A 24,804-nucleotide genomic window follows, 5' to 3' on the forward strand; every position below is an offset into this window, starting at 1 on the left:
AATCAAAGAGTTAAAAAAAAATTAAAAAAAATAATTTCAGAAATTTTTTTTTATCAAATATATGTTATAGAATTGCTAAACAATTAACCAAACTATTGATTTTATAACAAATTTATTATGAAAAAAATTCTTTTATCAGCAGCAGCCCTCTTAATGCTATTTTCTTGTCAAAATGACACAACTGAAATGTCAACTCCTGAGGCTAGTGCATCTTTAAGAAGAGGATGTGCTTCAGAAGAAGTACTAGCGCGTCAATTAAAAGCTGACCCGACTTTGGCCTTAAGAATGAATAAAATTGAAGAGATAACTAACAGAGCAATTGCGACTGGACGTTTAGTAAACGGAAAAATTGAAATCCCAGTTGTTGTAAATGTATTGTACAGAACTGCTGCAGAAAACATCTCATTAGCTCAAATTCAATCTCAAATTGATGTATTAAATAAGGACTTTAATGCATTAAATTCAGACTTCAATTCTGTTCCAGCCGAATTTTCAGGAGTTAAAGCAAACGTGGGTATAACTTTCGTACTTCAAAATGTAGTAAGAAAATCAACTAGAACAACTTCTTTTTCTACAAATGATGCCATGAAAAAAGCATCAACGGGAATTGCCCCAACTACTCCTTCAACTGTTTTAAACATGTGGTCTTGTAACTTAGGTGGTGGAATATTGGGTTATGCTCAATTCCCAGGAGGATCATCTGCTACCGATGGAGTTGTTATGGACAATAATGCATTTGGAACAACTGGAACTGTAACAGCTCCTTTTAATCTTGGAAGAACAGCTACCCACGAAGTAGGACACTGGATGAACTTACGTCACATTTGGGGTGATGCTAACTGTGGATCTGATTTAGTTTCTGATACACCAACTCACGATTCTGCTAACTATGGTGTTCCAGCAGCAGGCCACAGAAGTACATGTACAGGTACTCCATTAGAAATGTTTATGAACTATATGGATTATACTGACGATAGAGGAATGTTTATGTTCTCTAACGGTCAAAAAGCTAGAATGTCAGCCCTTTTCGTTTCTGGAGGAGCAAGAGCTAGTTTCGGTATCTAATTTTAATCACACATACCATAAAAGTGGTGATTAACTAAATCACCACTTTTTTATTGCTTTTAAATAAAAATTATTTCAAGTAGTTATTATTACATTTCCCTAGAAATACCACAATTAAATAAGAAATAGAAGGAAATTGTAAAAAATCCAAAAACAAATACTATTAACTCTTTTATAAAAAACCCCATGAAGAAATTCCTATTATCAGCTGCGGCATTATTAATGCTTTTTTCTTGTCAAAATGACACCACAGAAACCAACACTTTAGAAGCATCTGCAACTGCGCGCCGCGGTTGTGCGTCAGATGAAGTATTAAAAAAACAACTTGCTGCAGATCCTACGCTAGCTTTGAGAATGAATAAAATTGAGGAAATGACCAATGAGGCAATTGCATCAGGACGTTTGGTTAACGGTAAAGTAGTAATTCCGGTAGTAGTAAACGTTTTATATAGAACCACTGCTGAAAATATTTCTTTAGCACAAATTCAATCACAGATTGATATCTTGAATAGAGATTTCAATGCTTTAAATTCTGACTTCAATCAAGTACCAACAGCCTTCTCATCTGTAAAAGCTAATGTTGGAATCTCATTTGAACTAGATGCTGTTTACAGAAAAGCAACCACTAAAACTTCTTGGGGTACAAATAATGCAATGAAATCAACCACACAAGGTGGTATCGCTGCTACTTCACCAACTACAAAAATGAACTTATGGGTTTGTACAATTGGTGGTGGAACACTTGGTTACGCACAGTTTCCTGGTGGTGCTTCATCAACTGATGGTGTAGTAATCGATTCTAAATACGTTGGAAATACTGGAACAGCAACTGCTCCATTCAACTTAGGAAGAACAGGAACGCATGAAGTAGGTCACTGGTTAAACTTACGCCACATTTGGGGTGATGCTACATGTGGATCTGATTTAGTTTCTGATACACCAACTCACGATTCTCCAAACTACGGAGTACCTGCATCAGGACACAGAAGTACTTGCTCAGGAACACCACTAGAAATGTACATGAACTACATGGACTACACTGACGATAGAGGAATGTTTATGTTCTCTAACGGACAGAAGTCTAGAATGAATGCGTTATTTCTTTCAGGTGGAGCTAGAAGAAGCTTCGCGCTTTAATTGAATTACCTCTTATAAAAATGAAAACTCGCTAGTGATAGCGAGTTTTTTTTATCTTTACTCTAAAAAAAAAATATGATTACCTCTAAAATTATTGCCAATGGAATTGTGAGAGCAATATTAATTCTACTTGGACTAAGCCTTGCTGTATTTTTTTTATATCAAATTCAGTCAGTGATTATCTATTTGTTGATTTCATTAGTTTTGACCCTAATTGGTAATCCTATTTTAGATTTTTTAAAAAAAAGACTTAAATTCAATCACCTTTTTGCAACCATAACTACGGTACTTTTTTTCGTGCTTTTGATTGTTGGTTTCATTATGCTCTTTATTCCTTTGGTTGTTTCTCAAGGTCAAAATTTATCATTACTCAATACCGGCGCTATCGAAAAAGACGTATTGCGACTTGTAGATCAATTGACCGTATTTTTAGAAGGACATGGTATAAATGCAGAGCAATTACTCCAAGAGTCCAAAATCACCTCTAAACTAAATTTTAATTTTATACCCAATTTTATTAACGGAATTTTAAACACATTGAGCAGCTTTGGAGTAGCATTAGGTTCCATTTTGTTTATTACCTTTTTCTTTTTAAAAGACCGAGTACAATTTATTGTTGGGACTAAAAAAATACTTCCAAGCAGTCACGAAGAGCAAATATTAAACTCACTAGAAAAAATCAACCAATTATTATCTCGCTATTTTATTGGTTTGCTACTACAATTATTTATTGTTTTTATTTTATATATAATTGTCTTGCTAATATTTGGTGTTCCTAATGCAATAGTAATTGCGTTTTTGTGTGCTGTTTTAAATATCATTCCATACGTGGGCCCATTAATTGCTTCTGTTTTGGCAGCAGTTTTATGCATGCTTAGTAACTTAGGTAGCGATTTTCAAACCATCATTTTACCTACGACGATTTATGTTTTAATTGGCTTTTGGATTGTACAATTAATTGATAATAATTTTTCTCAACCGATTATTTTTTCAAAAAGCGTTAGTTCACATCCTTTAGAAATTTTTCTTGTTATTTTAGCCGCCGGATTTATATTTGGTATTTTAGGAATGGTTATCGCTGTTCCCTTGTACACCATTCTAAAAGTGATTGGTAAAGAATTTTTTCCAGAAAACAAGATTATTAAAATACTCACCAAAGATATTTAACGTGAACAAAGCTTTATTGAATCCGGAGATTCAAGACTATATCGATAACAATATTGGCCAAAATATATCCACATTGGCTTTACAAAAAAATCCATTTCCAGAAATGAATTGGAGCGCTATCTTACAGCAAATTGAAGCTAAAACCAAGGCGAAAGAAAAACTACCTACATGGTTCGCTCAAAAAAACATTGTTTATCCGAGTAAAATTTCAGTAGAACAAACATCATCAGAGAAAACCGCTCAATACAAAGCATCATTGATTAAAGGTGAATCATTAATTGATTTAACAGGAGGTTTTGGAGTAGATGATTTTTATTTTGCTAAAACAATTCATCAAGTAGCGCATTGCGAGATGAATACCGATTTATCAGCAATTGTGCAACATAATTACACCCAACTTAATGTATCCAACATTAAAACTTATGTAGGCGACAGCCTGGGTACTTTGCAACAACTCAACCAAAAATGGGATTGGATCTACATTGATCCTTCTCGCCGAAGCGATGTAAAAGGAAAAGTCTTTCTGCTGAAAGACTGTTTACCTAACGTACCAGAAAATCTAAATAGCTATTTCAATTACTCGAAAAACATTCTCATAAAAACAGCTCCATTATTGGATTTAACTGCAGGATTAGCAGAGCTGAACTTTGTAAAAACCATTCACATTATCGCAGTAGAAAACGAGGTAAAAGAATTGCTTTGGGAAATTGAGCAAAATTACATAAAGGAGCCGCGTATTAAAACTGTGAATTTGAGACAAAATAAAATTGACATTTTTGAATACGATTGGAATGGAGAAACAAGTCCCGTTAGTCTTTCTGCGCCATTACGGTACTTGTACGAGCCCAATAGCGCCATTATGAAATCAGGAGGATTTGATGCAGTAGCGCAGCAATACCAGCTACAAAAATTACAAAAACATTCGCACCTTTACACCTCGGGTGAACTAGTACCATTTCCCGGTAGGATTTTTGAAATTAAAGATAAATTTGAATATTCTAAACCAAACATGAAAAAATACCTGGAAAACCAAAAGATTAACATCACAACTCGTAATTTTCCTGAAACTGTAGCGGACATTCGCAAAAAATGGAAAATAAAAGAGGGCGGCTCTAACTATTGTTTTTTCTCAACCGACTTAAATAATCGTAAAATTGTATTAATTTGCGCCAAAATCGAACATCTATGAAATTTCTTTTTACACTAGCTTTTGTCCTGTCTACAATCCCATTCTACGCACAAAAAAACTGTGAATATAGTGCAAATGTTACTGATTCTATAGGAACCTACAAATCAACTAAAGAATATTTAATAACCGAGAAAAACTTTGGTGGTAACTCTGACTACTTTTTCTTTTCTTTGGCCTTGACCGACAATATTCCAACTTTAACCTTGCAACAGGTTCAAAAAAGTAAAGACTTTTTAAAAGTAAATTGCTTTGACAAAAACTCTAAATTGTATTTGCAATTAGCAAGTGGAAAAATCATTACCTTACATCATATCGATCAAGAAAACTGTGGAACATTGATTCGTGACGAAAAAGGATTTGACAACCGTGTCAATTCAGGCACATTTTTCATTATTAGAAATGATTTTGAAGATTTAAAAAGCTCTCCGGTTACTATGATTCGAATTAAATACTTAACAAGTACCGAAGATTATGTTCTTAAAAAGGAGTTCACTTCCGAACTTACTTCACAAGTTTATTATCCAGAAAGTTATTTCATCAATAACATAAAATGCATCGAATAAATTAGTCACATATCCATTTAGTATTAGAAACTGGATCCTTTAAACCTACTTTTAAGTTGTAATGCCACCACTCTAATTCAAATGCATTAAATCCGTTGCGGGTCATAATTGATTTGAGCAAGTTTCTGTTCTTTTTCACTTGTTTTGAAACCCCTTTGTAGCTGTGCGATGCTTCATTACCAAAATGGTCAAAAGCAGTTCCCATATCTAATTCACTACCATTGGCAGTCACCAACGTAATATCAATAGCACCACCGCGGTTATGAATAGAACCTTTGGCTGGGTTAGCTACATATTTTGAATTTGGAACTATTGCCCACATTTTTTTCTGAATATCTAACGGTCGGTAGCAATCGTATAATTTAATTTTATATCCCTTTTTAATAAACTCCTCATTGGCTTTTATTAGTGACTTTACCGTTTTTAGTCGCAAATAGCACGAGGCACAATCGTACACTTTTTGTTTTAAGAAATTATCCGCGGTAGCATATTTCATATCGTAAACAAAATCATCGCTGTACGCTTTTAAATCAACGAAGATTGAATCACTAACTTCATTATTTTTTATATTGCTTAAAGTAGGTCGCGAAGATTGTGACCAACAAATATTTAGAAACAGGGACATTAAAGTAAGTAAAAACATTTTCATTGCAAATGTGATTATAAAAGGATAAAGAATATTTTAAAAGTAAACTCCCAAAAAATAAGATTGTGTTAAAAACAAAAAACCCACCAAATTGGTGGGTCCTGTGAAGGCAGAAGGATTCGAACCTTCGACCGCCTGCTTAGAAGGCAGGTGCTCTATCCAGCTGAGCTATGCCTCCATTTTAAAAATCTAATTCGACTTTTAAAAGTCGGGGTGGCAGGATTCGAACCTGCGGCCTCCTGCTCCCAAAGCAGGCGCGATAACCGAGCTACGCTACACCCCGAAAAACAAAATTAAAAAGCGGAGGGACAGGGACTCGAACCCTGGCACCGATCACTCGATGACAGTTTAGCAAACTGCTCCATTACCACTCTGGCACCCCTCCAAGCTCAAGAAAACGTGTTCTGTTTTGCGGTTGCAAATTTAAGACATCTTCAGACTTCTCACAACTATTTTGCAACTTTTTTTTATATTTTTTTTATTAGAAGTCAAAAAAGCTTCACAATCAAAGATATAGAATAAAAAATATTTTTAAACTGATAAAGCATTTTCCAAAATATGAAATTATTTAAAAAAGAGTAAATTTGCTTCATAAACTAACATTATGAAAGTCATGAACAAAAGAGTTGTTATCGTTTCTGCCGTTAGAACACCTATCGGAAGTTTTATGGGGGGATTATCTACTGTCACCGCACCACAATTAGGTGCAGCTGCCATTAAAGGGGCTTTAGACAAAATACAATTAAACCCTAATTTAATTGATGAAGTATACATGGGGCAAGTCGTACAGGCTGGAGCAGGACAAGCACCTGCAAGACAAGCGGCATTATTTGCTGGATTGCCTCACCACGTAGCTTGTACCACTGTAAATAAAGTATGTGCCTCTGGTATGAAAGCTGTAATGCTTGGTGCGCAAGCTATTCAATGCGGCGATGCCGAAATTGTAGTAGCTGGTGGAATGGAAAATATGAGTTTGATTCCGCATTACATGAACCTACGTACTGGTACCAAATTTGGTCCTACGACGATGGTTGATGGTATGCAAAAAGACGGATTACAGGATGCTTACGATAACAGTGCGATGGGAGTTTGCGCTGATTTGTGTGCTACTGAATACGGATTTTCACGCGAAGAACAAGACGCATTTGCAATTCAATCCTACGAGCGTAGTGCTGCTGCATGGAACGCAGGTAAATTTGATAATGAAGTAGTTCCTGTTGCTGTTCCTCAACGCAAAGGCGACCCAATAATGGTTACCAAAGACGAAGAATACAGCAATGTAAAACTAGATAAAATTCCAACTTTAAGTGCTGTTTTCACAAAAGGAGGAACGGTTACTGCCGCAAACGCATCAACAATTAATGACGGAGCTGCTGCAGTGATATTAATGAGTGAAGAAAAAGCAATCGAATTAGGCTTAAAACCATTAGCATTCATTAAAGGATATGCTGATGCGGAGCAAGAGCCAAAATGGTTCACCACAACGCCTGCAAAAGCAGTTCCAAAAGCTTTAGCAAAAGCAGGAATCACATTAGACGATGTTGACTTTTTTGAGTTTAACGAAGCTTTTTCTGTGGTAGGTTTGGCTAACTCTAAAATTCTTGGATTAGACGGATCTAAAGTGAACGTAAATGGTGGTGCGGTATCATTAGGTCACCCTCTAGGATGTTCTGGTGTTCGAATCATTGTTACTTTGCTTAATGTATTGGAGCAAAACGATGCCAAAATTGGTACTGCTGCAATTTGTAATGGTGGCGGTGGCGCATCTGCAATTGTTGTAGAAAGAATATAATTTTTTTATCAGTTATGAGTTGTATCAGTTGGTACAGCTCATAACTTTTTTAACAATAAATCAAAACCTTCATGTTCGGAATTTGTAATTTAGCCATGATCCCGCTTCGTGCAGAAGCCAGCGACCGCAGTGAAATTGTATCGCAAGTATTATTTGGAGAGCATTTCGCTGTAGTAGAACAATCCAAACAATGGTACAAAATTAAATTACAATACGACAATTACGAAGGATGGATTGATAGTAAGCAATGCCAACTTATATCCTCTGAAAGTTACAAGCAGCTAAGTAATGAGGCCATCGTTCTCAATGCAGACTTAATTGATTACATTACAGCGCCATCTAATTTTATGTTGCCTATTCCGCTGGGAGCATCGCTTTCCTTTTTGCACCATCCTGAAATTAACAGTACGCAATTTGAATTCGAAGGCACTAAAACTAGTGGTAAAAAAGAAAAATTCAACCTCATCAACACGGCATTACTGTATTTGAACGCTCCTTATTTGTGGGGCGGAAAAACACCTTTTGGTATTGATTGTTCTGGTTTTACACAAATGGTGTATAAATTGAACGGTCATTCGCTTTTACGAGACGCTTCGCAACAAGCGACTCAGGGTGAAGCGCTAAGTTTTATTGAAGAAAGTGAGCCAGGAGATTTGGCATTTTTTGACAATGAAGAAGGTAGTATTATTCATGTCGGTATCATCATGGCTGATAATTACATCATTCACGCTAGCGGTAGAGTGCGTATTGATAGACTCGATCATTTAGGTATTTTTAATGCCGAAACTAACAAACACACTCATAAGCTACGTGTAATAAAAAAAATAATTTAAAACGTTATTGAGTTACAATTCCGTTTTGGTCAACTAAATACAATAGCGAAGCCATCGCAGCGGCTCCTAATTCAAGCTCTCTTTTATTAACAGCATCAAACGTATCATTGGATGCGTGATGATGATCAAAATAACGTTGCGAATCAGGTTGCAGACCCACTTTTACAATTTTCTTGGATTGTAGCGGACCAATATCAACTCCTGAACTTCCTTTTACAAATTTGTGAATCAAATACGGTTCAAATAAAGTACCCCAATTTTTGATTTGGTTAAAATTAGCCTCATCCCCATCAATAGAGAAACCTCTTGGCGAAAAACCTCCTGCATCACTCTCTAGTGCAAAAATATGGTTCTCCCCTTTTTTAGCCGACTGATTTTCATACTCTTTACCTCCACGAACACCATTTTCTTCATTCATAAACAATACTACTCGCAAAGTGTTTTTTGGCTTGTAACCAATATTTTTGAAGATATTTAGAACTTCCATACTTTGCACACAACCGGCTCCATCATCATGTGAACCATCGCCTAAGTCCCAAGAATCAAGGTGACCTCCTACTACCATAATTCGCTCTGGATGCTCGGTCCCTGTCATTTCTGCGACCACATTGTAGGACAAGACATCATCAAAAGTTTGACAAGATTGCTTTAGATAAAAAGTCGCATTGGGATTCGATTTTAAACTTTTGCTCAATAATTCAGCACCATTAGTACTTATTGCAGCTGCTGGAATTCGTTGGTCTTTACTAAAATCACCGTAATTGGTAGCACCCGTATGAGGCAAATCATCCATGCGCAAATTCATTGAGCGCACAATTACTGCCAAAGCACCTAATTTTCCAGCCTCTCTAGCTCCTGATGATCTTTGATCAACACAACCGCTGTAGGCTTTAAAAGTCTCTACAAATTCAGGATTCATAGGTCGGTTAAAAAACACAATTTTCCCTTTTACTTTTGCTTCGCCTAAAGCAGCTAATTCTTCCAGACTTTTTACTTCAATCACGCTAGCATTTAAACCTGATTTTGGAGTCGCAACCGATCCGCCCAAAGCGCAAATTGGGAAAGTAATTTTTTGTTTCCCTAGTTGTAAATAGCCTACTTCTTTTTCGCCTCTCACCCATTTTGGCACCATTACTTCTTGAAGGTACACTTTGTCAACTCCTAAAGTTTCTAACTGTGCTTTGGTGTATAAAACCGCTTTTTCGGCACCTGTAGAGGCTGATAATCGAGAACCTATATTGTTTGATAAATGATCCAACCAAGGATAACATTTGGCCTTGGTTAATGACAATTTGTAAATTTCTTTTAAGGTTTGCTCCGCAGTGGTTTGTGCAAGGAGCGGTAATGTGCCGCAGAAAAGTGCAGCCATAACAATTGATTTTTTCATAGTTTAAAAAAGTTATTGCAAGTGATTTTTGTGTTTTTTATAATAAGCCAGCAATTTCGTCATTCTGTTTGGATTTTTTGCTTTCGCCAAAAAAAAACCTGCAAGCGTTATGCTCTTGCAGGTTTTTAAATTATAGAATTGGCTCAAAACTAACCGCTGTACCACCACCGGCGGCCAAAATTAATTTTAGTTTTGATTTACTAGTGACCGTCATTGTTTTGATTTGGTATGCAATTGGATTGTTTTTCCAGTGTGCGTTGGCCGCATCGGCATATACAGTTGCTTTGTACTTTTTACCTGGAGTAAGAAAATCTAATTTCACCTCTGATGTTCTTGCGTTTTCATCCGTGATGGCTCCTAAAAACCATGTTTCTTTTCCTTTTGTTTTTCGTGCAACTGTTACGTAATCTCCAGGTTCAGCTTCTAAATATTTACTTTCATCCCAATCTGTTTCAACATCTTTGATAAACTGAAATGCATCTGGATATTTCTCGTAATTTTCTAATAAATCAGCTGCCATTTGCAACGGCGAATACATCGTAACATACAAAGCCAATTGTTTAGCAAGAGTAGTATGCACCTGCTCTGTTTTGTTTTTGTCATAATAACTCATTTTTACTTCAAAAATTCCCGGCGTATAATCCATCGGACCACCCAATTGTCTGGTAAATGGCAAAATAGTTTCGTGTGCAGGCGGGTTTCCTACGCTCCAAGCATTGAATTCGTTACCTCGAGCCGCTTCAGCAGCGATATAATTAGGATACGTTCTACCCACACCAGTTGGTCGAGATGATTCGTGAGAGTTGATCATAATTTTATAATCAGCAGCACGTTTTACCACAAAATTAAAATGGTTTACCATCGATTGTCCGTCATGAAATTCGCCACGCGGAATGATTCTGCCCACATAACCCGATTTTACAGCTGGATAATCGTATTTTTTCATCAAATCAAAAGCGCGATCTAGGTGTCTTTCATAATTACTGACAGAACCCGAGGTTTCATGATGCATGATCATTTTGACGTTTTTTTCTTTGGCGTAAGCCGAAAGAGCTGCAATATCAAAATCCGGATAAGGTGTTGTAAAGTCAAAAACTTCCTCTTTCCAGTTGCCATTCCAATCTTCCCAACCTACATTCCAACCTTCAACTAAAACGCCATCAAAACCATTTTTAGCGGCAAAATCAATGTATCGTTTCGTATTTTCGGTAGTTGCACCGTGTTTTCCTGAGGCTTTTGGAGCATCGGCAAAATTTGTGGCATTTTGAGAACCTGCATAATCCCAAGTTGATTTTCCTACATGCATTTCCCACCAAATACCAACGTATTTCATAGGTTTTATCCAAGAAGGATCCTCAATTTTTGAAGGTTCATTGAGGTTCAAAATCATTTTAGAAGCCACAATATCTCGAGCATCATCGCTAATCATGATGGTTCTCCAAGGCGATACGCATGGCGTTTGCAAGTAGGCTTTGTCACCAATAGCATTTGGAACTAATTCGGCTTTTAATTTATAATTTGTCACATCGGCATTCAAATGCATTACCGGATAATTAACTACTGCCGCTTCAAAAATATTCAGATACACACCTGATGGCGCTTTCATCATCAATGGCGTTTGAACGGTATATTTTCCAGGAATCGATTTTACACCAATACCGTTGTTCATATTGATTTTAGAGTTATCAATCTCTGAAAACCTCGTTTCGTTGTACTCGTATTCATTACTATCGAAATCACCTGGAAGCCAAAATACTTTATTATTTTCGGTAAGATTAAATTGAGTAATCTCATCCGAAATGATGAAATAATTCAGCTCTGCTTGTTTCGGAAAATCATATCTAAAAGCGACACCTTCATCAAAAACTCGGAAAATGATATTCATTTTTACCTTCGTTTCCTTGGTAAGGAGCGAAACAGTAAGTTCGTTATAGTGATTTTTAATACTTGACTGTTCTCCTAAAACCGGTTTCCAAGATTCATTGAAACTGGTAGTTTTTGAATCCAGAATATCAAAATTAGCATCCAAAGCTGGTTTATCTTTTAATTTGATTCCTAAAGCGCTTTCTAAAACAGCTGGCTTATTTTTGTAATTCACGGAGTAGCTTGGTTGCCCATTGGCAGCTAGCTTAAAATTTACGGCTATTTTACCCGATGGTGATTGAACACTTTGAGCAACAGCAAGATTAATAAAGACCAGTAGGGAAATAAGGAATACTTTTTTCATTTTTTTGTGATTTTAGTTGTTTAACAATTCAAAAACTTGTTTTGCAATTTCAACTTCTTCATTGGTTGGAATCACTAAAATTTTTGTTTTTGAATCGGCTGTATTGATTTCGCGAATCTCTTTGGATCTTGTTTCATTTTTGGATGCATCTAATTGTAACCCGAAATAATCCATATCGGTACACACTAACTTTCTGATATAAGATGAATTTTCTCCGATTCCTGCAGTAAACACAATAGCTTCTAATCCGTTTAAAACGGCAGCATAAGAACCTATGTATTTCTTGATACGATAGGCATTCATGGCCAAAGCCAATTGACAATCAGTATCGCCACTTTCTGCTCTTGATTCAATATCTCTTAAATCACTGTAACCTGTGAGGCCTAGCATTCCGCTTTGTTTTTGAAGCATGGTATTTACAGCATCGAGCGAATATCCTAATGTATTCACCAAATAAAAAATAACTGATTGATCGACATCACCACTACGAGTACCCATAATCAAGCCATTCATTGGACCAAAACCTAAGGTGTGATCGATACTTTTTCCATCTTTAATAGCAGTCATGCTACAACCATTACCAAGATGAATGGTAATAATTTTTGAACCTAATAACTTTGTATTTTGTTTTAAGTAGTCAATTGCTTTTTGTGAAACATACTTGTGACTGGTACCATGAAAACCATACAATCTAATTTTACTGTCGGTAAAAAGATGTTTGGGAATAGGATATTGATGCGCTACCACTGGAATCGTTTGGTGGAAAGCAGTATCAAAAACAGCAACTTGCTGTGCCGATTTAAAGATTTCTTCAGCAACAGTAATTCCCTGTAAATTAGCGGGATTGTGCAAAGGAGCCAAATCAAAAAGTTGTTTTATTTTTTCTTTGACATCCTCTGTAATTCGCACTGTATTGGTAAAATCGCTTCCGCCATGAACCACACGATGTCCTACGGCTTCAATTTCGTCAGTACTTTTGATTACTCCAATTTTTTCATCCATCAACAAATTGGCAATTTTCTCTAAACCTACTTTATGATTCGGAATTGAAAGTGTTTCCTCTAATTTAGTAGAACTTGTTACGTAAGTTAAATTAGAACCTTCGAGTCCAATTCGATCAATCATCCCAGAACAAATCACTTCGCCAGAAGGCATTTCAAGCAATTGATATTTTATCGATGAACTTCCTGAATTTATAATTACTATTTTCATTTAATTTTTATTTTTTTATGGTTCTAAGGTTCAAAGGCACTAAGGCGCTTAGTTACTTAGAACCTTAGTACCTTTTTACAATCCTTGTGCTTGAATTGCCGTAATCACGACAGTATTAATGATATCGTCAACCGTACAACCGCGACTTAAATCATTAACCGGTTTGTTTAATCCTTGCAACATTGGGCCAATAGCTAGCGCTCCGGTTTCTCTTTGTACAGCCTTATAGGTGTTATTTCCAGTATTTAAGTCCGGAAAAATAAGAACACTTGCTTGACCTGCCACTTCCGAATTGGGTAATTTACTTTGGCCTACAGCCATATCAACGGCGGCATCGTATTGTATAGGACCTTCGATTTTTAAGTCTGGACGTTTTAGGCGAACAATCTCGGTAGCGGTACGTACTTTATCAACCTCATCACCTTTACCGGATGCTCCAGATGAGTAAGATAGCATGGCAATTTTTGGTTCAATACCAAAAGCCAAACTTGAATCGGCAGATGAAATGGCTATTTCAGCCAGTTGTTCTGCTGTAGGATTTGGGTTAATGGCACAGTCTCCAAACACAGAAACTCTATCCTCTAAACACATAAAAAATACTGATGAAACAACCGATGAATTGGGCTTGGTTTTAATAAACTGCAAAGCCGGTAAAATGGTATGCTGCGTGGTATGCGCCGCACCAGACACCATTCCGTCAGCGTGACCTTTGTATACCATCATCGTCCCGAAATACGAAACATCTTCCATTAAATCTTTGGCCATACCAATGGTTACATTCTTCGCTTTGCGTAGTTCGTAATAGGTGTTTACATAATCGTCGTAATGTTTGGATTCGATAGGATTAATGATTTCAACTTTATCAAAATCAAAATACAAACCTAATTCTGCTACCTTACTCTCTATTTGTTTTTTGTTGCCAATAATCGAAATGTCTACTACATCCATTTCGAGCAATCGAGATGCCGCCATCAAAATTCGATCGTCATTCCCTTCAGGCAAAACAATATGTTTGCGATGTTGCTTAGCGCGTTGAACCAAGTTGTATTGAAACATTTTTGGAGTCATTCCTTCAGGTTCAAAGGTGATTAACTTTTCGGAAAGCAAATCTAGTTCGACAAATTTCTCGAAGGTAGAAATCGAAAGCTCAATTTTCTGTTTGTTATTCGCATAAATTTTCGACTTGATACTGCCGATTTTATTGGTGATATAGTACGTTCCTTCCTCCACTGCAATTATCGGTACAATGGTTGAGAGACCTTCAATCAGCTTTAGAATACTGATTTCAGGCAAAATATTTCCGGTTAGAACAATACCAGAAATCGAAGGATAATTAGCCGATTCATTGGCTTGTAGGGCTCCCAAAATAATATCTGCACGATCACCTGGCGTGATTACCAAACTATTGTCTTTTAAATGCAATAAATAATTACGAAGCTGCATGGCTCCAACACTAAAATTACCGGTTTGATTATTCAAATGGGCTTCGCCAAAAAGTACTTTTGCGCCTAACTCTTTTACAATTTCTTGAACGGTCGGATTATTTAAATTGTAAATCAACGGAATAGCATTGACCAAAATACCTTTTGGCAAATTTTTAGTAAGTCCGTTGGTTACTAATTCAATGTTCTCGGGCTGCACTTTATTGGCAATTACCGCGAGCACCTCGACATCTTTCACTTTAAAAGAATCGTAGGCTAAATATAAACTATCAATTAACTCCTCGAGTGTTTTGCCTACACCAGAGCCTACTATCATGGTGGGAATTCCAAGATTCTTGGCAATGAGCACGTTCATATCCAATTCGATAACCGTGCCCTCGCCTGTAAAACTGGTTCCTTCAACTAAAATAAAATCAAAGCGTTGCTCTAGTTTTTTATACTTTTCGATAATCAAATCGAGAACTTCACCAATTTTACCTTTGTTTTTCTTTTTAATCAATTTGCTTTTAGTAATGGCATAAGCATCTGCAAAATCGATATCCAAACCAAAATGACCAATAACCGTTTCGATATGGTTGTCGAAACCACCTTCTTCAATATCTTCGATGATCGGTCTAAAATAACCTACTTTGGCAGTTTTACCGATGAGCATGCTCATTAAACCCAGCGTAATAATTGACTTACCGCTATTTTGCTCGCTTGTTGCTATGTAAATTGCTTTATTCATTTTATAGTTTTTAAGAACGAATTAAAATCTTTTGTCAAGGAAAAATATCAAAACCATCGTCGTTTTTTGAAATATACAATCATACCAATTACCAGCAAAAACATAACTCCCATTACAATTGGGTAGCCGTAGGTACTTTTTAATTCAGGCATGTTTTCAAAGTTCATTCCGTATACACCAACAATAAAAGTTAAAGGAATAAAGATAGAAGACACAATCGTCAACGTTTTCATTACTTCATTCATTTTGTGTGTTTGCGCCGAGAAAAAGAAATTAGAAGCACTCTCAAGTGTATCCATATCAGAGTCAATTTGCTCCAAAAGCTCTAAACTTTTTTGATGCAAACGCGCAAAAAAACTAAAGGTATCGTCTTGAATTTCGTTAAAAACAGTATCGTCTTTTATACTTTTAATTTCATACAAAGAATCACGAAGCGGAATAATAGATCGCTTTAAAAAATTAAAATTATCGCGGTGTTTCTCGATGCGCTCTAAAATAATTGGATCGGGATTTTGCTTGGTCATATCAATCAGCTCCTCTACTTTATCCTCTTCGTTTTCGAGAGTAATGTAAAAATTTTCCATGATTGAATCTAGCAATATATACAAGAGATAATCGGCTCTTCGACTGCGTACCAAACCTGAATGACTGCGAATACGCTCCCTGATATGAATAAAGAAATCGCTTCTTTTTTCTTGAAACGAGAGCAAAACATCTTTTTTTAGTAAAAAACTAATTTGCTCTACCTCAATAGCATCTGAACCTTCTGAAGGCAGTAAAGATTTGATATTAAAGAACAAACAATCGTTAGTTTCTTCTAATTTAGTTCTACGCACTGTATTCAAGATATCAGCCAACATAAAATTATCAATAGAAAAATAATCACCAATTGCTTGCAGCCACTCCACATTATTTAAACCATGAATATTTAGCCAATTTACTTTATCATCAACTAAAAACTTATCTAAATGAATAAGTTTAAAAGCCTCATATTCAGCTAAAGTTTTATCATCATAAACAAAAAGTTGCAGCTCTGAAGCAATATTTTTATGACTACCAGTATATTCTAACACATAAGGTTGTAAACGTTTTCCTTTTTTATATTTAATTTTCCTCATGAAATCAGAACAGTTTAAAATTTATAACAAAAAGTATCTTTTCAGCAGCTAAATTAAGTATGCTTACTACTCATGCTTTTAACAAAAGTACTAAGAATTTTCAAGTGTTTTTTTGATGATTTAAAGTTTAACTACACATTCTCAAATTGCTTTACAATTGTTAATTAATGTTAATGTTTTACAAATGAAATTAGAAAACCTCAAATTGTGAAAATATATCAATAGATTTGAAAATTAATGCTGAATTTATACCATATCCTTAGTATAATTCGGTAAAAAACTAATTATTAACCGTAAGATGTAGAATTACATGATTCAAAAAAAACTAACTCTATTGATGTTATGTCTCTTATCTTTTTCAGCTACTGAGACCTTTGCTCAAAGCAAAAAAAAGAAAAAGAACGACAAAACTGCTGTTGCTGCACCAATGGCCAAGCCAGCTGAAGGCAAAAAAGAACCTAAGCCTTACAAAAAAGTAATTGACTCAACTGCAGTCACACAAAAAGGCTTGATTGACGTTCACAAAACTGATAACAAGTACCTATTTGAAATTCCAGATTCCCTTTTAGGAGGCGAAATCATGACTATCACCCGCTATTCAAAAACACCCGCAGGTGGAGGAATTTTTGGTGGAGAAGAAATCAACCGCCAAGTAATTCGTTTTGAAAAAGGACCAAACAACAACATTTTGATGCGTTCAGTAACGTACGTAATCATGACTCCTGACCAAGACAAACCGTTGGCACAAGCGGTTAAAAATTCCACTGCCGACCCAATTATTGGAAATTTTGATGTTCTTGCCTACAAAAAAGACAATGACGGAAAAATTACTGGTTACGTAATTGATATGACCACTACTTTTGATGCGGATGTTCAAACATTTTCATTAGATCCGATCAAGAAACAATTATTAAACATCCAAACATTTCAAAAAGATCGTTCTTACATTTCAAAAATTAGCAGTTTCCCAATAAACACTGAAATTAGAACTGTAAAAACTTTTACTACAACACCACCTAGGATCAGTACAACACCTACTCCGCAAATCGGTGTCAATCTACCTTCAGCTTTAGATGCAGGAGTTTTGACTGTTGAAATGAACACTTCTATGATTTTGCTACCAAAAACACCAATGCGCAAAAGAGAATTTGATGCACGTGTAGGATATTTTGCTAATGAATATGGCGTTTTTGAAGAAGAATCTCAAAAATCAGATACTAAGACTTTTGCCGTTAGATGGCGTTTAGAGCCTAAATCTCCAGAGGATGCTGCAAAGCAAAAGAAAGGAGAACTTATCGAGCCTTTAAAACCAATTGTGTACTACATTGACCCTGCTACTCCAGACAAGTGGAAAAAATTCATCAAACAAGGTATTGATGATTGGCAAGTAGCTTTTGAAGCTGCTGGATGGAAAAATGCAATTCGCGGAGAATACTGGCCAGAAAATGATCCAACAATGAGTTTGGAAGATGCACGTTTCTCAGTTTTGAGATACTTTGCAGCTGAAATTCAAAATGCTTATGGACCAAATGTTCACGATCCGAGAAGTGGCGAAATTTTAGAAAGCCACATTGGTTGGTACCATAATATCATGAGTTTGTTACGCAATTGGTACTTGATACAAACAGCAGCAGTAGATCCTGCGGCAAGAAAAAAACAATTTGATGACAACTTGATGGGCGAATTGATTCGTTTTGTATCGTCGCATGAAGTTGGACATACTTTAGGATTACGACACAATATGGGAGCTAGTTCAGCAACTCCTGTTGAAAAATTAAGAGATGCCGCTTACCAAGAGAAAAATGGTCATACTTCATCTATCATGGATTATGCTCGTTTTAACTACGTAGCACAACCAGAAGATAATGTAAAACACTTGTTCCCAAGAATTGGTGATTACGACAAATGGGCTATCAAATGGGGTTATTCTTACTTTGAAGATGCTAAAACCGAAGCAGAAGAAAAAGCGGTGTTGAATAACATGACGAAAGAGGCGTACAAAAACAACAGATTGTGGTTTGGTACAGAATCTAGTCCGTACGACCCGAGATATCAAACAGAAGATATTGGAGACAATGCCATGAGAGCTTCTGAATATGGTATTAAAAACTTGAAAAGAATTTTACCAAACCTATTAACTTGGTCTAAAGAAGATGGCGAAAGCTATGCTGAATTAGATGAATTGTATGGAGCGCTTACTGGCCAATTCAGAAGATATATGGGTCATGTAACTAAAAACGTAGGAGGTATCTATGACAACCCTAAAACCTATGACATGACTGGAAATCAGTTCCAAGTAGTTCCAAAAAGTATTCAAAAAGATGCTATTTCGTTCTTAAACACACAATTATTCAATACACCAAAGTGGTTGTTAGATCAAAATGTACTTTCTAAAATTAATCCAGATAGTGGCGTTGAAGCAATCAAATCGATGCAAGATGCAACTTTGTCAAGTTTAATGGCAGGAGATCGTATGGTTCGTTTAATGGAAACATCTGTGGCAAGCAAAGACAATTATAGCGCAGATGAAATGGTAACAGACTTGAAAAAAGGAATTTTCTCAGAGCTGAAATCAAATGGTGCGATTGACATGTACCGTAGAAATATTCAAAAAATCTATGTTGACAAATTGATTGAGTTACTAAAACCAGGAACTACTATCGTTCGCTCTAATGTAGTTGGTGCTACTTATGGCTTCAATACACGTAGAGTGAATTTAGCTCAAACTGATTTACCTTCTATAGCAAGAGGGCAATTAGTTGCTTTGAAAAACGAATTAAAAATCGCATCTGGTCAAATGACAGATCGTTTGAGTAAATACCATGCTCAAGATTTAATTTCTAGAATTAGCGAAGCATTGGATCCGAAATAGTCCAATTATAATTGTAAAAGAGAAAGGGGAAATGAATTGATCATTTCCCCTTTTTTATGTCTCATAAGCAACAAATAATCTTTCCAATTCATAAAACAGAACAATAAGTATTTCATAAATTAGATCATTGACTTTGATAAGAGTTCGAAGTAAACTTATAAAAAGGTACTACTGAAAAAGATACGAATAAAAATTAAATAACACCTCGGTGACAATCTATTGCAAAATGAATAATAAGTATAAAATAGCCAGAATGATAAACACCCAACCGATTATTCTATTTTGATAACATAAAAAAACCGAGCTATTTCTAGCTCGGTTCATTACTACAGTATAATAAAAAAAGAAAATTAATCTTTAGAGGACTTAACAGCAAGACTATAGATTACTAAACCAAATCCAATTTTGTTGATTGCATCTGCAATGTTGTAAGCCACATCAATGTTACCTTCCGGAATAATACCATTGTACCATCCTGTAGTTCCCATCATGTATCCTAACGGATAAATTGCCCATCCAACAAGGACAAACCAACATAAAATTTTGTGTGCTTTTTGTACTTCACCACCAGCTGCTGCTGCCAGTTTGGCGGCTTCGCCTAACCAAATTTCGTATACAATCAAGAAGTACGCAGCTCCTGATATTGCACCCCAAAGTGCAGCACTATCTGGCGCAACTACTTCTCCAAAGTAGCCCGTAACAAGCATGATTACTGAGTAAAGAACCATTTTCCACAATAATGACTGTTTTGCTCCTGCTACTTTTAAAATTAAATAAAACTCCAAACACATCAATGGAACCGTCAATACCCAGTCTACATAACGAAAGAACGTTGGCGACTCTCCAAATGAAGCCCAGTAATCTCTCATGTAAAAATAGTGAACCGCTGCAATGAATGTAATTAAACCTGAAACTAAAACTGATGTGCGCCATTTTTTATCAAACTGACTCAATGATAAAAAGAAAAATGCTGATGCAGCCATCATTGCCATACAACCTACAAAAAAGGTAAATCCTACATAGTCTGTTGGAGATAATTTACCCACTAATCCTGAAATGAACATAAAATTTGTCATAATTAATAGTTTTTAAATGGTTTTGTTTATGTAAATATAAAAAACATTAAACAAATAAAATAATTTTTGTTTAAAAATTTTTACGTATTTTTAAACAAAAATTATTTTCTATGCGCAAATATTCGAATATCGCAATGGTAGCAAGCTTTTTTGGATTATGGCTAGATTCTTATCTATCAGATTCAAAACAAATTTATTTAGGTTTTTTCTTAATTTTTACTTTTGGAATCTTGCATGGAGCGAATGATTTGATGTTGATTAAAACGATTAAAAATGATGAACAAAAAAAATCTTGGCTAAAAGTACTATCGTATTACGTAGTCGTGGTGCTTTCCGGAATTGCACTTTTTTATTTAATACCACAATTTGCACTTCTATTATTCATACTCGTAAGTGCATACCATTTTGGAGAGCAAGAATGGCAACAAACCCTATTGCAACATGGTAAATGGTTTACTTTTACTTTTCAAAGTATTTATGGTCTACTCATTTTATCGTTGTTATTTATTTTCCATAAACAACAAGTGCAAGAAATCATTTTAAACATTTGCCAATTTCAAGTACCAACCGCATACTTTAGTGTATTATTCGGAATTGTATTGGGACTCTTTTTAAGCTTGTGCTCTGTAGTTTATTTGCAAAACAAAAATCAGATCCAAAATATACTACAAGAATGTTTTTACATCCTTTTGTATGCTATCATTTTTAGATCCTCAAGTTTGATATGGGGTTTTGCTATTTACTTTGTTATTTGGCACAGCATACCATCAATAATGGATCAAATTCGTTTTTTGGATGGAACATATACCACTACAAATTTTATCAATTATTGTAAAAATGCAGCTTTGTATTGGTTTATTTCTATAATGGGTATCGTATTTATCTATTACTTTTTTTCAGGGCAAGAGCAGCTTTTTAATGCATTGTTTTTCTCTTTTTTAGCAGCTATTACATTTCCACATGCGGCAGTTATCAGTACCATGTTTCATCACTCAGCAGTAGTTCCTAAAAAATAAGACAAAAAAAAACCGTTTGCCTATGGCAAACGGTTTTTAAATCAACAGTAAGGACGGACGGAAGTCCGTCACTACTAGGAATTATTATTTTACTTCTTCGAATTCAACGTCTTCAACGTTATCTCCTTGAGTAGCTTCACCTTGTGGTTGAGCAGCACCTTGACCTTGTTCTCCTTGAGCATACATAGCCTCAGTAGCTGTTTTCCAAGCTGCATTTACATTGTCTAAACCTTTTTGAATTGCATCAAGATCTTGAGATTGGTGAGCCATTCTCAATTCAGTTAAAGCATATTCAATTGCAGTTTTGTTTTCGTCAGAGATTTTATCTCCTAACTCTTTCAATTGAGATTCAGTTTGGAAGATTGTAGAATCTGCTTCGTTCAATTTTTCTGCTCTTGCTCTAGCAATTTTATCAGACTCAGCGTTAGCTTCTGCATCTTGTTTCATTTTCTCGATTTCTTCAGAAGTTAATCCAGAAGAAGCCTCGATACGAATATCGTGAGATTTACCAGTTCCTTTATCAGTAGCAGTTACTTTGATGATACCATTAGCATCAATATCAAAAGAAACTTCGATTTGTGGAACTCCTCTTGGTGCTGGTGGGATACCATCTAAATGGAAACGACCAATAGTTTTGTTATCAGCAGCCATTGCTCTTGCACCTTGTAATACGTGTAATTCAACAGATGGTTGAGAATCAGCAGCAGTTGAGAAAACTTGTGATTTTTTAGTTGGGATAGTTGTGTTCGCTTCGATCAAAACAGTCATAACACCACCCATAGTTTCGATACCTAAAGATAAAGGTGTAACGTCAAGTAACAATACATCTTTTACATCTCCAGAAAGAACTCCACCTTGAATAGCTGCTCCAATTGCAACAACCTCATCAGGGTTTACTCCTTTAGATGCTTTTTTACCGAAGAATTTTTCAACTTCCTCTGCAATTCTTGGCATACGAGTAGAACCTCCTACAAGGATAACTTCGTCAATATCAGAAACTGTTAAACCAGCATCTTTCAAAGCTCTAGCAACTGGCTCCATAGAACGTTTTACTAAAGTATCTGATAATTGCTCGAATTTAGAGCGAGATAATTTTTTAACTAAGTGTTTTGGTCCTGAAGCCGTAGCTGTAACGTAAGGCAAGTTGATTTCAGTTTCTGCAGAAGCCGATAATTCAATTTTAGCTTTCTCAGCAGCTTCTTTAATTCTTTGTAAAGACATTGGGTCTAAACGCAAATCAATACCTTCTTCAGATTTGAATTCGTCAGCCAACCAGTCAATAATCACTTGGTCAAAATCGTCTCCTCCTAAGTGAGTATCACCATTTGTAGACAATACTTCGAAAACTCCGTCACCTAATTCAAGAACAGAGATATCAAATGTACCTCCACCTAAATCGTAAACAGCAATTTTTTGATCAGTACCTTTTTTATCTAATCCGTAAGCTAATGCAGCAGCAGTTGGCTCGTTGATGATACGCATTACTTTAAGACCTGCAATTTCTCCAGCTTCTTTAGTAGCTTGACGTTGCGCATCATTAAAATATGCTGGTACAGTAATAACCGCTTCAGTTACAGTTTGACCTAAGTAGTCTTCAGCAGTTTTTTTCATTTTTTGAAGAGTCATTGCTGACAATTCTTGTGCAGTATACAAACGACCGTCAATATCAACACGCGGTGTATTGTTATCTCCTTTTACGATGCTGTAAGGAACTCTTTTTGCCTCAGTAGAAACTTCACCAAAACCTTGTCCCATAAAACGTTTGATAGAAGCAATAGTCTTAGTTGGATTAGTTACTGCTTGTCTCTTTGCAGGATCACCTACTTTAATTTCTCCACCTTCTACAAAAGCGATGATAGATGGTGTTGTTCTTTTTCCTTCTGCGTTAGGGATAACAACTGCTTCGTTACCTTCCATTACAGAAACACAAGAGTTGGTCGTACCTAAATCAATTCCGATTATTTTACCCATTTTTAATATATTTAATTTTATTGTATATTCAGTTATATTACTTGCTGTCCTTAAGTCAATCTTTGTGCCAATACAAAACAGCTCTGCAAATTGTCAGTTTGTGTTAAAAATGACATAAAATAATATGACAAGATGACATTTGTAAGTGCCAAGTTGAAAGCGACAATCTTCAAAAAAGAATTTAGACTGCAAGCACGAAGTCTTACTTATCCATAATTTACTGATAATAAACAATAGGATAATCTACAATACTGGTTGCGCAAAGTCAAGCACAAATGGACTAGACAACAAATTATAATAGAAAATGAGAATTAACATTTTTTTAATAGATTGTACTTTTGAGTGTACGACAAATCCACTACTTTTAACCAAAATTTGACATCCATAACATGCGAAAAATTATTCTTAGTAGCCTATTTCTAACTTTAGTAAGTTGTGGAGCTAGTATTACATCAAATTTTACTACTAGATTGCAACCCATAAGCATGGAGCAAAAAGTAGTGATATTAGATATTAAACATATCGTTCCTTTAACTGCAAAAAAAATTGGGTACGCCTCCTTTGGCGATACTGGTTTTTCAACCAACTGCGATTACAACAGCAACCTAGCTTCTGCTCGCGAAATTGCTAGCAAAAACGGAGCTAACCTAGTTAAGGTTACCGAAAAAAAAGAGCCCTCTTTTTTCGGTTCTACTTGTTACCGAATCAAAGTTGATTTTTATTCGTACGAGGGCGATGTGAACCAATTAAACCAATATCAAATTCAAATTAACTAATCATAAATTTACAAAATGAAAAAATCATTTATTTCTGCCTCTTTGGCTTTTGTTTTACTTTGCTCTAGCTGCGCAACTATTGTTTCAGGTTCAAAACAAAAGGTAAAATTCGAAAGTAATCCGAGCCAAGCGACTATCATTGTGGATGAAATTGAAGTTGGAAAAACTCCATTCGAAATGAAACTTGCTCGCAAAAGCGAGCACAACGTAGTTATTAAATTAGAAGGTTATAAAAATTATGAAACTAAATTAACCAAAAAATTTAATGCTTGGTATTTAGGTAATATTTTAATTGGAGGTATAATCGGTTTAATCGTTGACCCAGCAACAGGAGCTATTTACAACTTAACACCAAAACAAGTAAATGCCGAAATGGCAAAAGGAACTGCTTTTAATTATAAAAAAGGAGACGTTTATGTTGCAGTAGCTTTAGAGATTGATCCAAGCTGGAACAAAGTAGGTCAATTGAGTAGCGCACAATAAAACCATATCTTTTTAAAGAATCATAATTCTTGATTGCGGATTTTGTTACTCAAACAAAATTCGCAATCTTTGTTTTAAGATAAATCCAAATCAAAACTTAGAAGC

The 24,804-nt window shown here is 35.6% G+C and carries 19 protein-coding genes and 3 tRNA genes; 11 read left to right on the top strand and 11 right to left on the bottom strand.

Annotation, left to right across the window (positions count from 1 at the left end; translation table 11 throughout):
* The first annotated feature begins 117 nt into the window (after positions 1 to 117).
* The 5 genes from KBJ98_RS04795 to KBJ98_RS04815 all read left to right on the top strand — a co-directional run bounded on the left by KBJ98_RS04795 (position 118) and on the right by KBJ98_RS04815 (position 5,121).
* Complete coding sequence (locus KBJ98_RS04795; protein WP_210788511.1) at positions 118 to 1,065, top strand: zinc metalloprotease; 948 nt, start codon at positions 118 to 120, stop codon at positions 1,063 to 1,065.
* A gap of 186 nt (positions 1,066 to 1,251) precedes the next feature.
* Positions 1,252 to 2,202 (top strand): zinc metalloprotease, encoded by a 951-nt coding sequence (locus KBJ98_RS04800; RefSeq protein ID WP_210788512.1) that lies wholly within the window; start codon positions 1,252 to 1,254, stop codon positions 2,200 to 2,202.
* Positions 2,203 to 2,277: 75 nt separating this feature from the next.
* Complete coding sequence (locus KBJ98_RS04805) at positions 2,278 to 3,369, top strand: AI-2E family transporter (RefSeq protein WP_210788513.1); 1,092 nt, start codon at positions 2,278 to 2,280, stop codon at positions 3,367 to 3,369.
* 1 nt (position 3,370) lies between these two features.
* Complete coding sequence (locus KBJ98_RS04810; RefSeq protein ID WP_210788514.1) at positions 3,371 to 4,558, top strand: THUMP-like domain-containing protein; 1,188 nt, start codon at positions 3,371 to 3,373, stop codon at positions 4,556 to 4,558.
* Positions 4,555 to 5,121: a hypothetical protein gene (locus KBJ98_RS04815; protein ID WP_210788515.1), complete on the top strand. Its 567-nt coding sequence runs from the start codon at positions 4,555 to 4,557 to the stop codon at positions 5,119 to 5,121. Before KBJ98_RS04810 ends, KBJ98_RS04815 begins: the two co-directional genes overlap by 4 nt.
* A 1-nt stretch (position 5,122) precedes the next feature.
* On the opposite strand, the gene KBJ98_RS04820 is transcribed toward KBJ98_RS04815, so the two are convergent.
* From KBJ98_RS04820 to KBJ98_RS04835, 4 genes are all read right to left on the bottom strand, one after another.
* Positions 5,123 to 5,770 (bottom strand): M15 family metallopeptidase, encoded by a 648-nt coding sequence (locus KBJ98_RS04820; protein ID WP_210788516.1) that lies wholly within the window; start codon positions 5,768 to 5,770, stop codon positions 5,123 to 5,125.
* 101 nt (positions 5,771 to 5,871) lie between these two features.
* A tRNA-Arg gene (locus tag KBJ98_RS04825) sits at positions 5,872 to 5,945 on the bottom strand.
* A 30-nt stretch (positions 5,946 to 5,975) separates the two neighbouring features.
* A tRNA-Pro gene (locus tag KBJ98_RS04830) sits at positions 5,976 to 6,050 on the bottom strand.
* A gap of 18 nt (positions 6,051 to 6,068) precedes the next feature.
* Positions 6,069 to 6,152: transfer RNA gene (locus KBJ98_RS04835), tRNA-Ser, on the bottom strand.
* Positions 6,153 to 6,380: 228 nt separating this feature from the next.
* Here KBJ98_RS04835 and KBJ98_RS04840 point away from each other — a divergent pair.
* Both KBJ98_RS04840 and KBJ98_RS04845 read left to right on the top strand, forming a co-directional pair.
* Positions 6,381 to 7,559, top strand: coding sequence for an acetyl-CoA C-acyltransferase (locus tag KBJ98_RS04840; protein WP_210788517.1), 1,179 nt, complete (start codon positions 6,381 to 6,383; stop codon positions 7,557 to 7,559).
* 71 nt (positions 7,560 to 7,630) lie between these two features.
* On the top strand, positions 7,631 to 8,392 hold the full coding sequence (locus KBJ98_RS04845) for a C40 family peptidase (protein ID WP_210788518.1): 762 nt from the start codon (positions 7,631 to 7,633) through the stop codon (positions 8,390 to 8,392).
* A 4-nt stretch (positions 8,393 to 8,396) separates the two neighbouring features.
* On the opposite strand, the gene KBJ98_RS04850 is transcribed toward KBJ98_RS04845, so the two are convergent.
* The 5 genes from KBJ98_RS04850 to corA form a co-directional block, all read right to left on the bottom strand.
* Positions 8,397 to 9,779, bottom strand: coding sequence for a M28 family peptidase (locus KBJ98_RS04850; RefSeq protein ID WP_210788519.1), 1,383 nt, complete (start codon positions 9,777 to 9,779; stop codon positions 8,397 to 8,399).
* A gap of 130 nt (positions 9,780 to 9,909) precedes the next feature.
* Complete coding sequence (locus KBJ98_RS04855; protein ID WP_210788520.1) at positions 9,910 to 12,006, bottom strand: glycoside hydrolase family 97 protein; 2,097 nt, start codon at positions 12,004 to 12,006, stop codon at positions 9,910 to 9,912.
* Between the two features lie 12 nt (positions 12,007 to 12,018).
* The gene (locus KBJ98_RS04860) at positions 12,019 to 13,218 is read right to left on the bottom strand and encodes an acetate/propionate family kinase (protein ID WP_210788521.1); all 1,200 of its coding nucleotides are present in this window, start codon (positions 13,216 to 13,218) and stop codon (positions 12,019 to 12,021) included.
* 75 nt (positions 13,219 to 13,293) lie between these two features.
* A complete protein-coding gene (gene pta, locus KBJ98_RS04865; protein ID WP_210788522.1) occupies positions 13,294 to 15,387 on the bottom strand; it encodes a phosphate acetyltransferase in 2,094 nt (697 codons plus the stop codon).
* A gap of 47 nt (positions 15,388 to 15,434) precedes the next feature.
* Positions 15,435 to 16,505, bottom strand: coding sequence for a magnesium/cobalt transporter CorA (gene corA / locus KBJ98_RS04870; RefSeq protein ID WP_210788523.1), 1,071 nt, complete (start codon positions 16,503 to 16,505; stop codon positions 15,435 to 15,437).
* 310 nt (positions 16,506 to 16,815) lie between these two features.
* On the opposite strand from corA, the gene KBJ98_RS04875 reads away from it, so the two are divergent.
* Complete coding sequence (locus tag KBJ98_RS04875; RefSeq protein ID WP_225899065.1) at positions 16,816 to 19,377, top strand: zinc-dependent metalloprotease; 2,562 nt, start codon at positions 16,816 to 16,818, stop codon at positions 19,375 to 19,377.
* Positions 19,378 to 19,727: 350 nt separating this feature from the next.
* Here KBJ98_RS04875 and KBJ98_RS04880 read toward each other — a convergent pair whose 3' ends face one another.
* Positions 19,728 to 20,453 (bottom strand): bacteriorhodopsin-like, encoded by a 726-nt coding sequence (locus KBJ98_RS04880; RefSeq protein ID WP_210788524.1) that lies wholly within the window; start codon positions 20,451 to 20,453, stop codon positions 19,728 to 19,730.
* A 110-nt stretch (positions 20,454 to 20,563) separates the two neighbouring features.
* Here KBJ98_RS04880 and KBJ98_RS04885 point away from each other — a divergent pair, with 110 nt between their 5' ends.
* Positions 20,564 to 21,469: a Brp/Blh family beta-carotene 15,15'-dioxygenase gene (locus KBJ98_RS04885; protein WP_210788525.1), complete on the top strand. Its 906-nt coding sequence runs from the start codon at positions 20,564 to 20,566 to the stop codon at positions 21,467 to 21,469.
* A gap of 84 nt (positions 21,470 to 21,553) precedes the next feature.
* Here KBJ98_RS04885 and dnaK read toward each other — a convergent pair whose 3' ends face one another.
* Positions 21,554 to 23,440, bottom strand: coding sequence for a molecular chaperone DnaK (gene dnaK / locus KBJ98_RS04890; RefSeq protein ID WP_166135265.1), 1,887 nt, complete (start codon positions 23,438 to 23,440; stop codon positions 21,554 to 21,556).
* Between the two features lie 389 nt (positions 23,441 to 23,829).
* Here dnaK and KBJ98_RS04895 point away from each other — a divergent pair, with 389 nt between their 5' ends.
* Together KBJ98_RS04895 and KBJ98_RS04900 are read left to right on the top strand one after the other, a co-directional pair.
* Positions 23,830 to 24,216, top strand: a complete 387-nt coding sequence (locus KBJ98_RS04895) for a hypothetical protein (protein WP_210788526.1) — start codon at positions 23,830 to 23,832, stop codon at positions 24,214 to 24,216.
* A gap of 15 nt (positions 24,217 to 24,231) precedes the next feature.
* Positions 24,232 to 24,699: a PEGA domain-containing protein gene (locus KBJ98_RS04900; RefSeq protein ID WP_210788527.1), complete on the top strand. Its 468-nt coding sequence runs from the start codon at positions 24,232 to 24,234 to the stop codon at positions 24,697 to 24,699.
* Positions 24,700 to 24,804 lie beyond the last annotated feature (105 nt).

The organism is Flavobacterium erciyesense (assembly GCF_018069925.1).
GTDB classification, from domain to species: domain Bacteria; phylum Bacteroidota; class Bacteroidia; order Flavobacteriales; family Flavobacteriaceae; genus Flavobacterium; species Flavobacterium erciyesense.

Bases quoted from the DNA above. Each gene is read 5' to 3' on its own strand.
- KBJ98_RS04875 (WP_225899065.1), top strand. From the start codon at position 16,816: ATGATTCAAAAAAAACTAACTCTATTGATGTTATGTCTCTTATCTTTT.
- KBJ98_RS04895 (WP_210788526.1), top strand. From the start codon at position 23,830: ATGCGAAAAATTATTCTTAGTAGCCTATTTCTAACTTTAGTAAGTTGT.
- KBJ98_RS04845 (WP_210788518.1), top strand. From the start codon at position 7,631: ATGTTCGGAATTTGTAATTTAGCCATGATCCCGCTTCGTGCAGAAGCC.
- KBJ98_RS04800 (WP_210788512.1), top strand. From the start codon at position 1,252: ATGAAGAAATTCCTATTATCAGCTGCGGCATTATTAATGCTTTTTTCT.
- corA (WP_210788523.1), bottom strand. From the start codon at position 16,505: ATGAGGAAAATTAAATATAAAAAAGGAAAACGTTTACAACCTTATGTG.
- KBJ98_RS04815 (WP_210788515.1), top strand. From the start codon at position 4,555: ATGAAATTTCTTTTTACACTAGCTTTTGTCCTGTCTACAATCCCATTC.
- KBJ98_RS04795 (WP_210788511.1), top strand. From the start codon at position 118: ATGAAAAAAATTCTTTTATCAGCAGCAGCCCTCTTAATGCTATTTTCT.
- KBJ98_RS04820 (WP_210788516.1), bottom strand. From the start codon at position 5,770: ATGAAAATGTTTTTACTTACTTTAATGTCCCTGTTTCTAAATATTTGT.
- KBJ98_RS04840 (WP_210788517.1), top strand. From the start codon at position 6,381: ATGAACAAAAGAGTTGTTATCGTTTCTGCCGTTAGAACACCTATCGGA.
- KBJ98_RS04850 (WP_210788519.1), bottom strand. From the start codon at position 9,779: ATGAAAAAATCAATTGTTATGGCTGCACTTTTCTGCGGCACATTACCG.
- KBJ98_RS04855 (WP_210788520.1), bottom strand. From the start codon at position 12,006: ATGAAAAAAGTATTCCTTATTTCCCTACTGGTCTTTATTAATCTTGCT.
- KBJ98_RS04900 (WP_210788527.1), top strand. From the start codon at position 24,232: ATGAAAAAATCATTTATTTCTGCCTCTTTGGCTTTTGTTTTACTTTGC.
- KBJ98_RS04860 (WP_210788521.1), bottom strand. From the start codon at position 13,218: ATGAAAATAGTAATTATAAATTCAGGAAGTTCATCGATAAAATATCAA.
- KBJ98_RS04885 (WP_210788525.1), top strand. From the start codon at position 20,564: ATGCGCAAATATTCGAATATCGCAATGGTAGCAAGCTTTTTTGGATTA.
- pta (WP_210788522.1), bottom strand. From the start codon at position 15,387: ATGAATAAAGCAATTTACATAGCAACAAGCGAGCAAAATAGCGGTAAG.
- KBJ98_RS04880 (WP_210788524.1), bottom strand. From the start codon at position 20,453: ATGACAAATTTTATGTTCATTTCAGGATTAGTGGGTAAATTATCTCCA.
- KBJ98_RS04805 (WP_210788513.1), top strand. From the start codon at position 2,278: ATGATTACCTCTAAAATTATTGCCAATGGAATTGTGAGAGCAATATTA.
- dnaK (WP_166135265.1), bottom strand. From the start codon at position 23,440: ATGGGTAAAATAATCGGAATTGATTTAGGTACGACCAACTCTTGTGTT.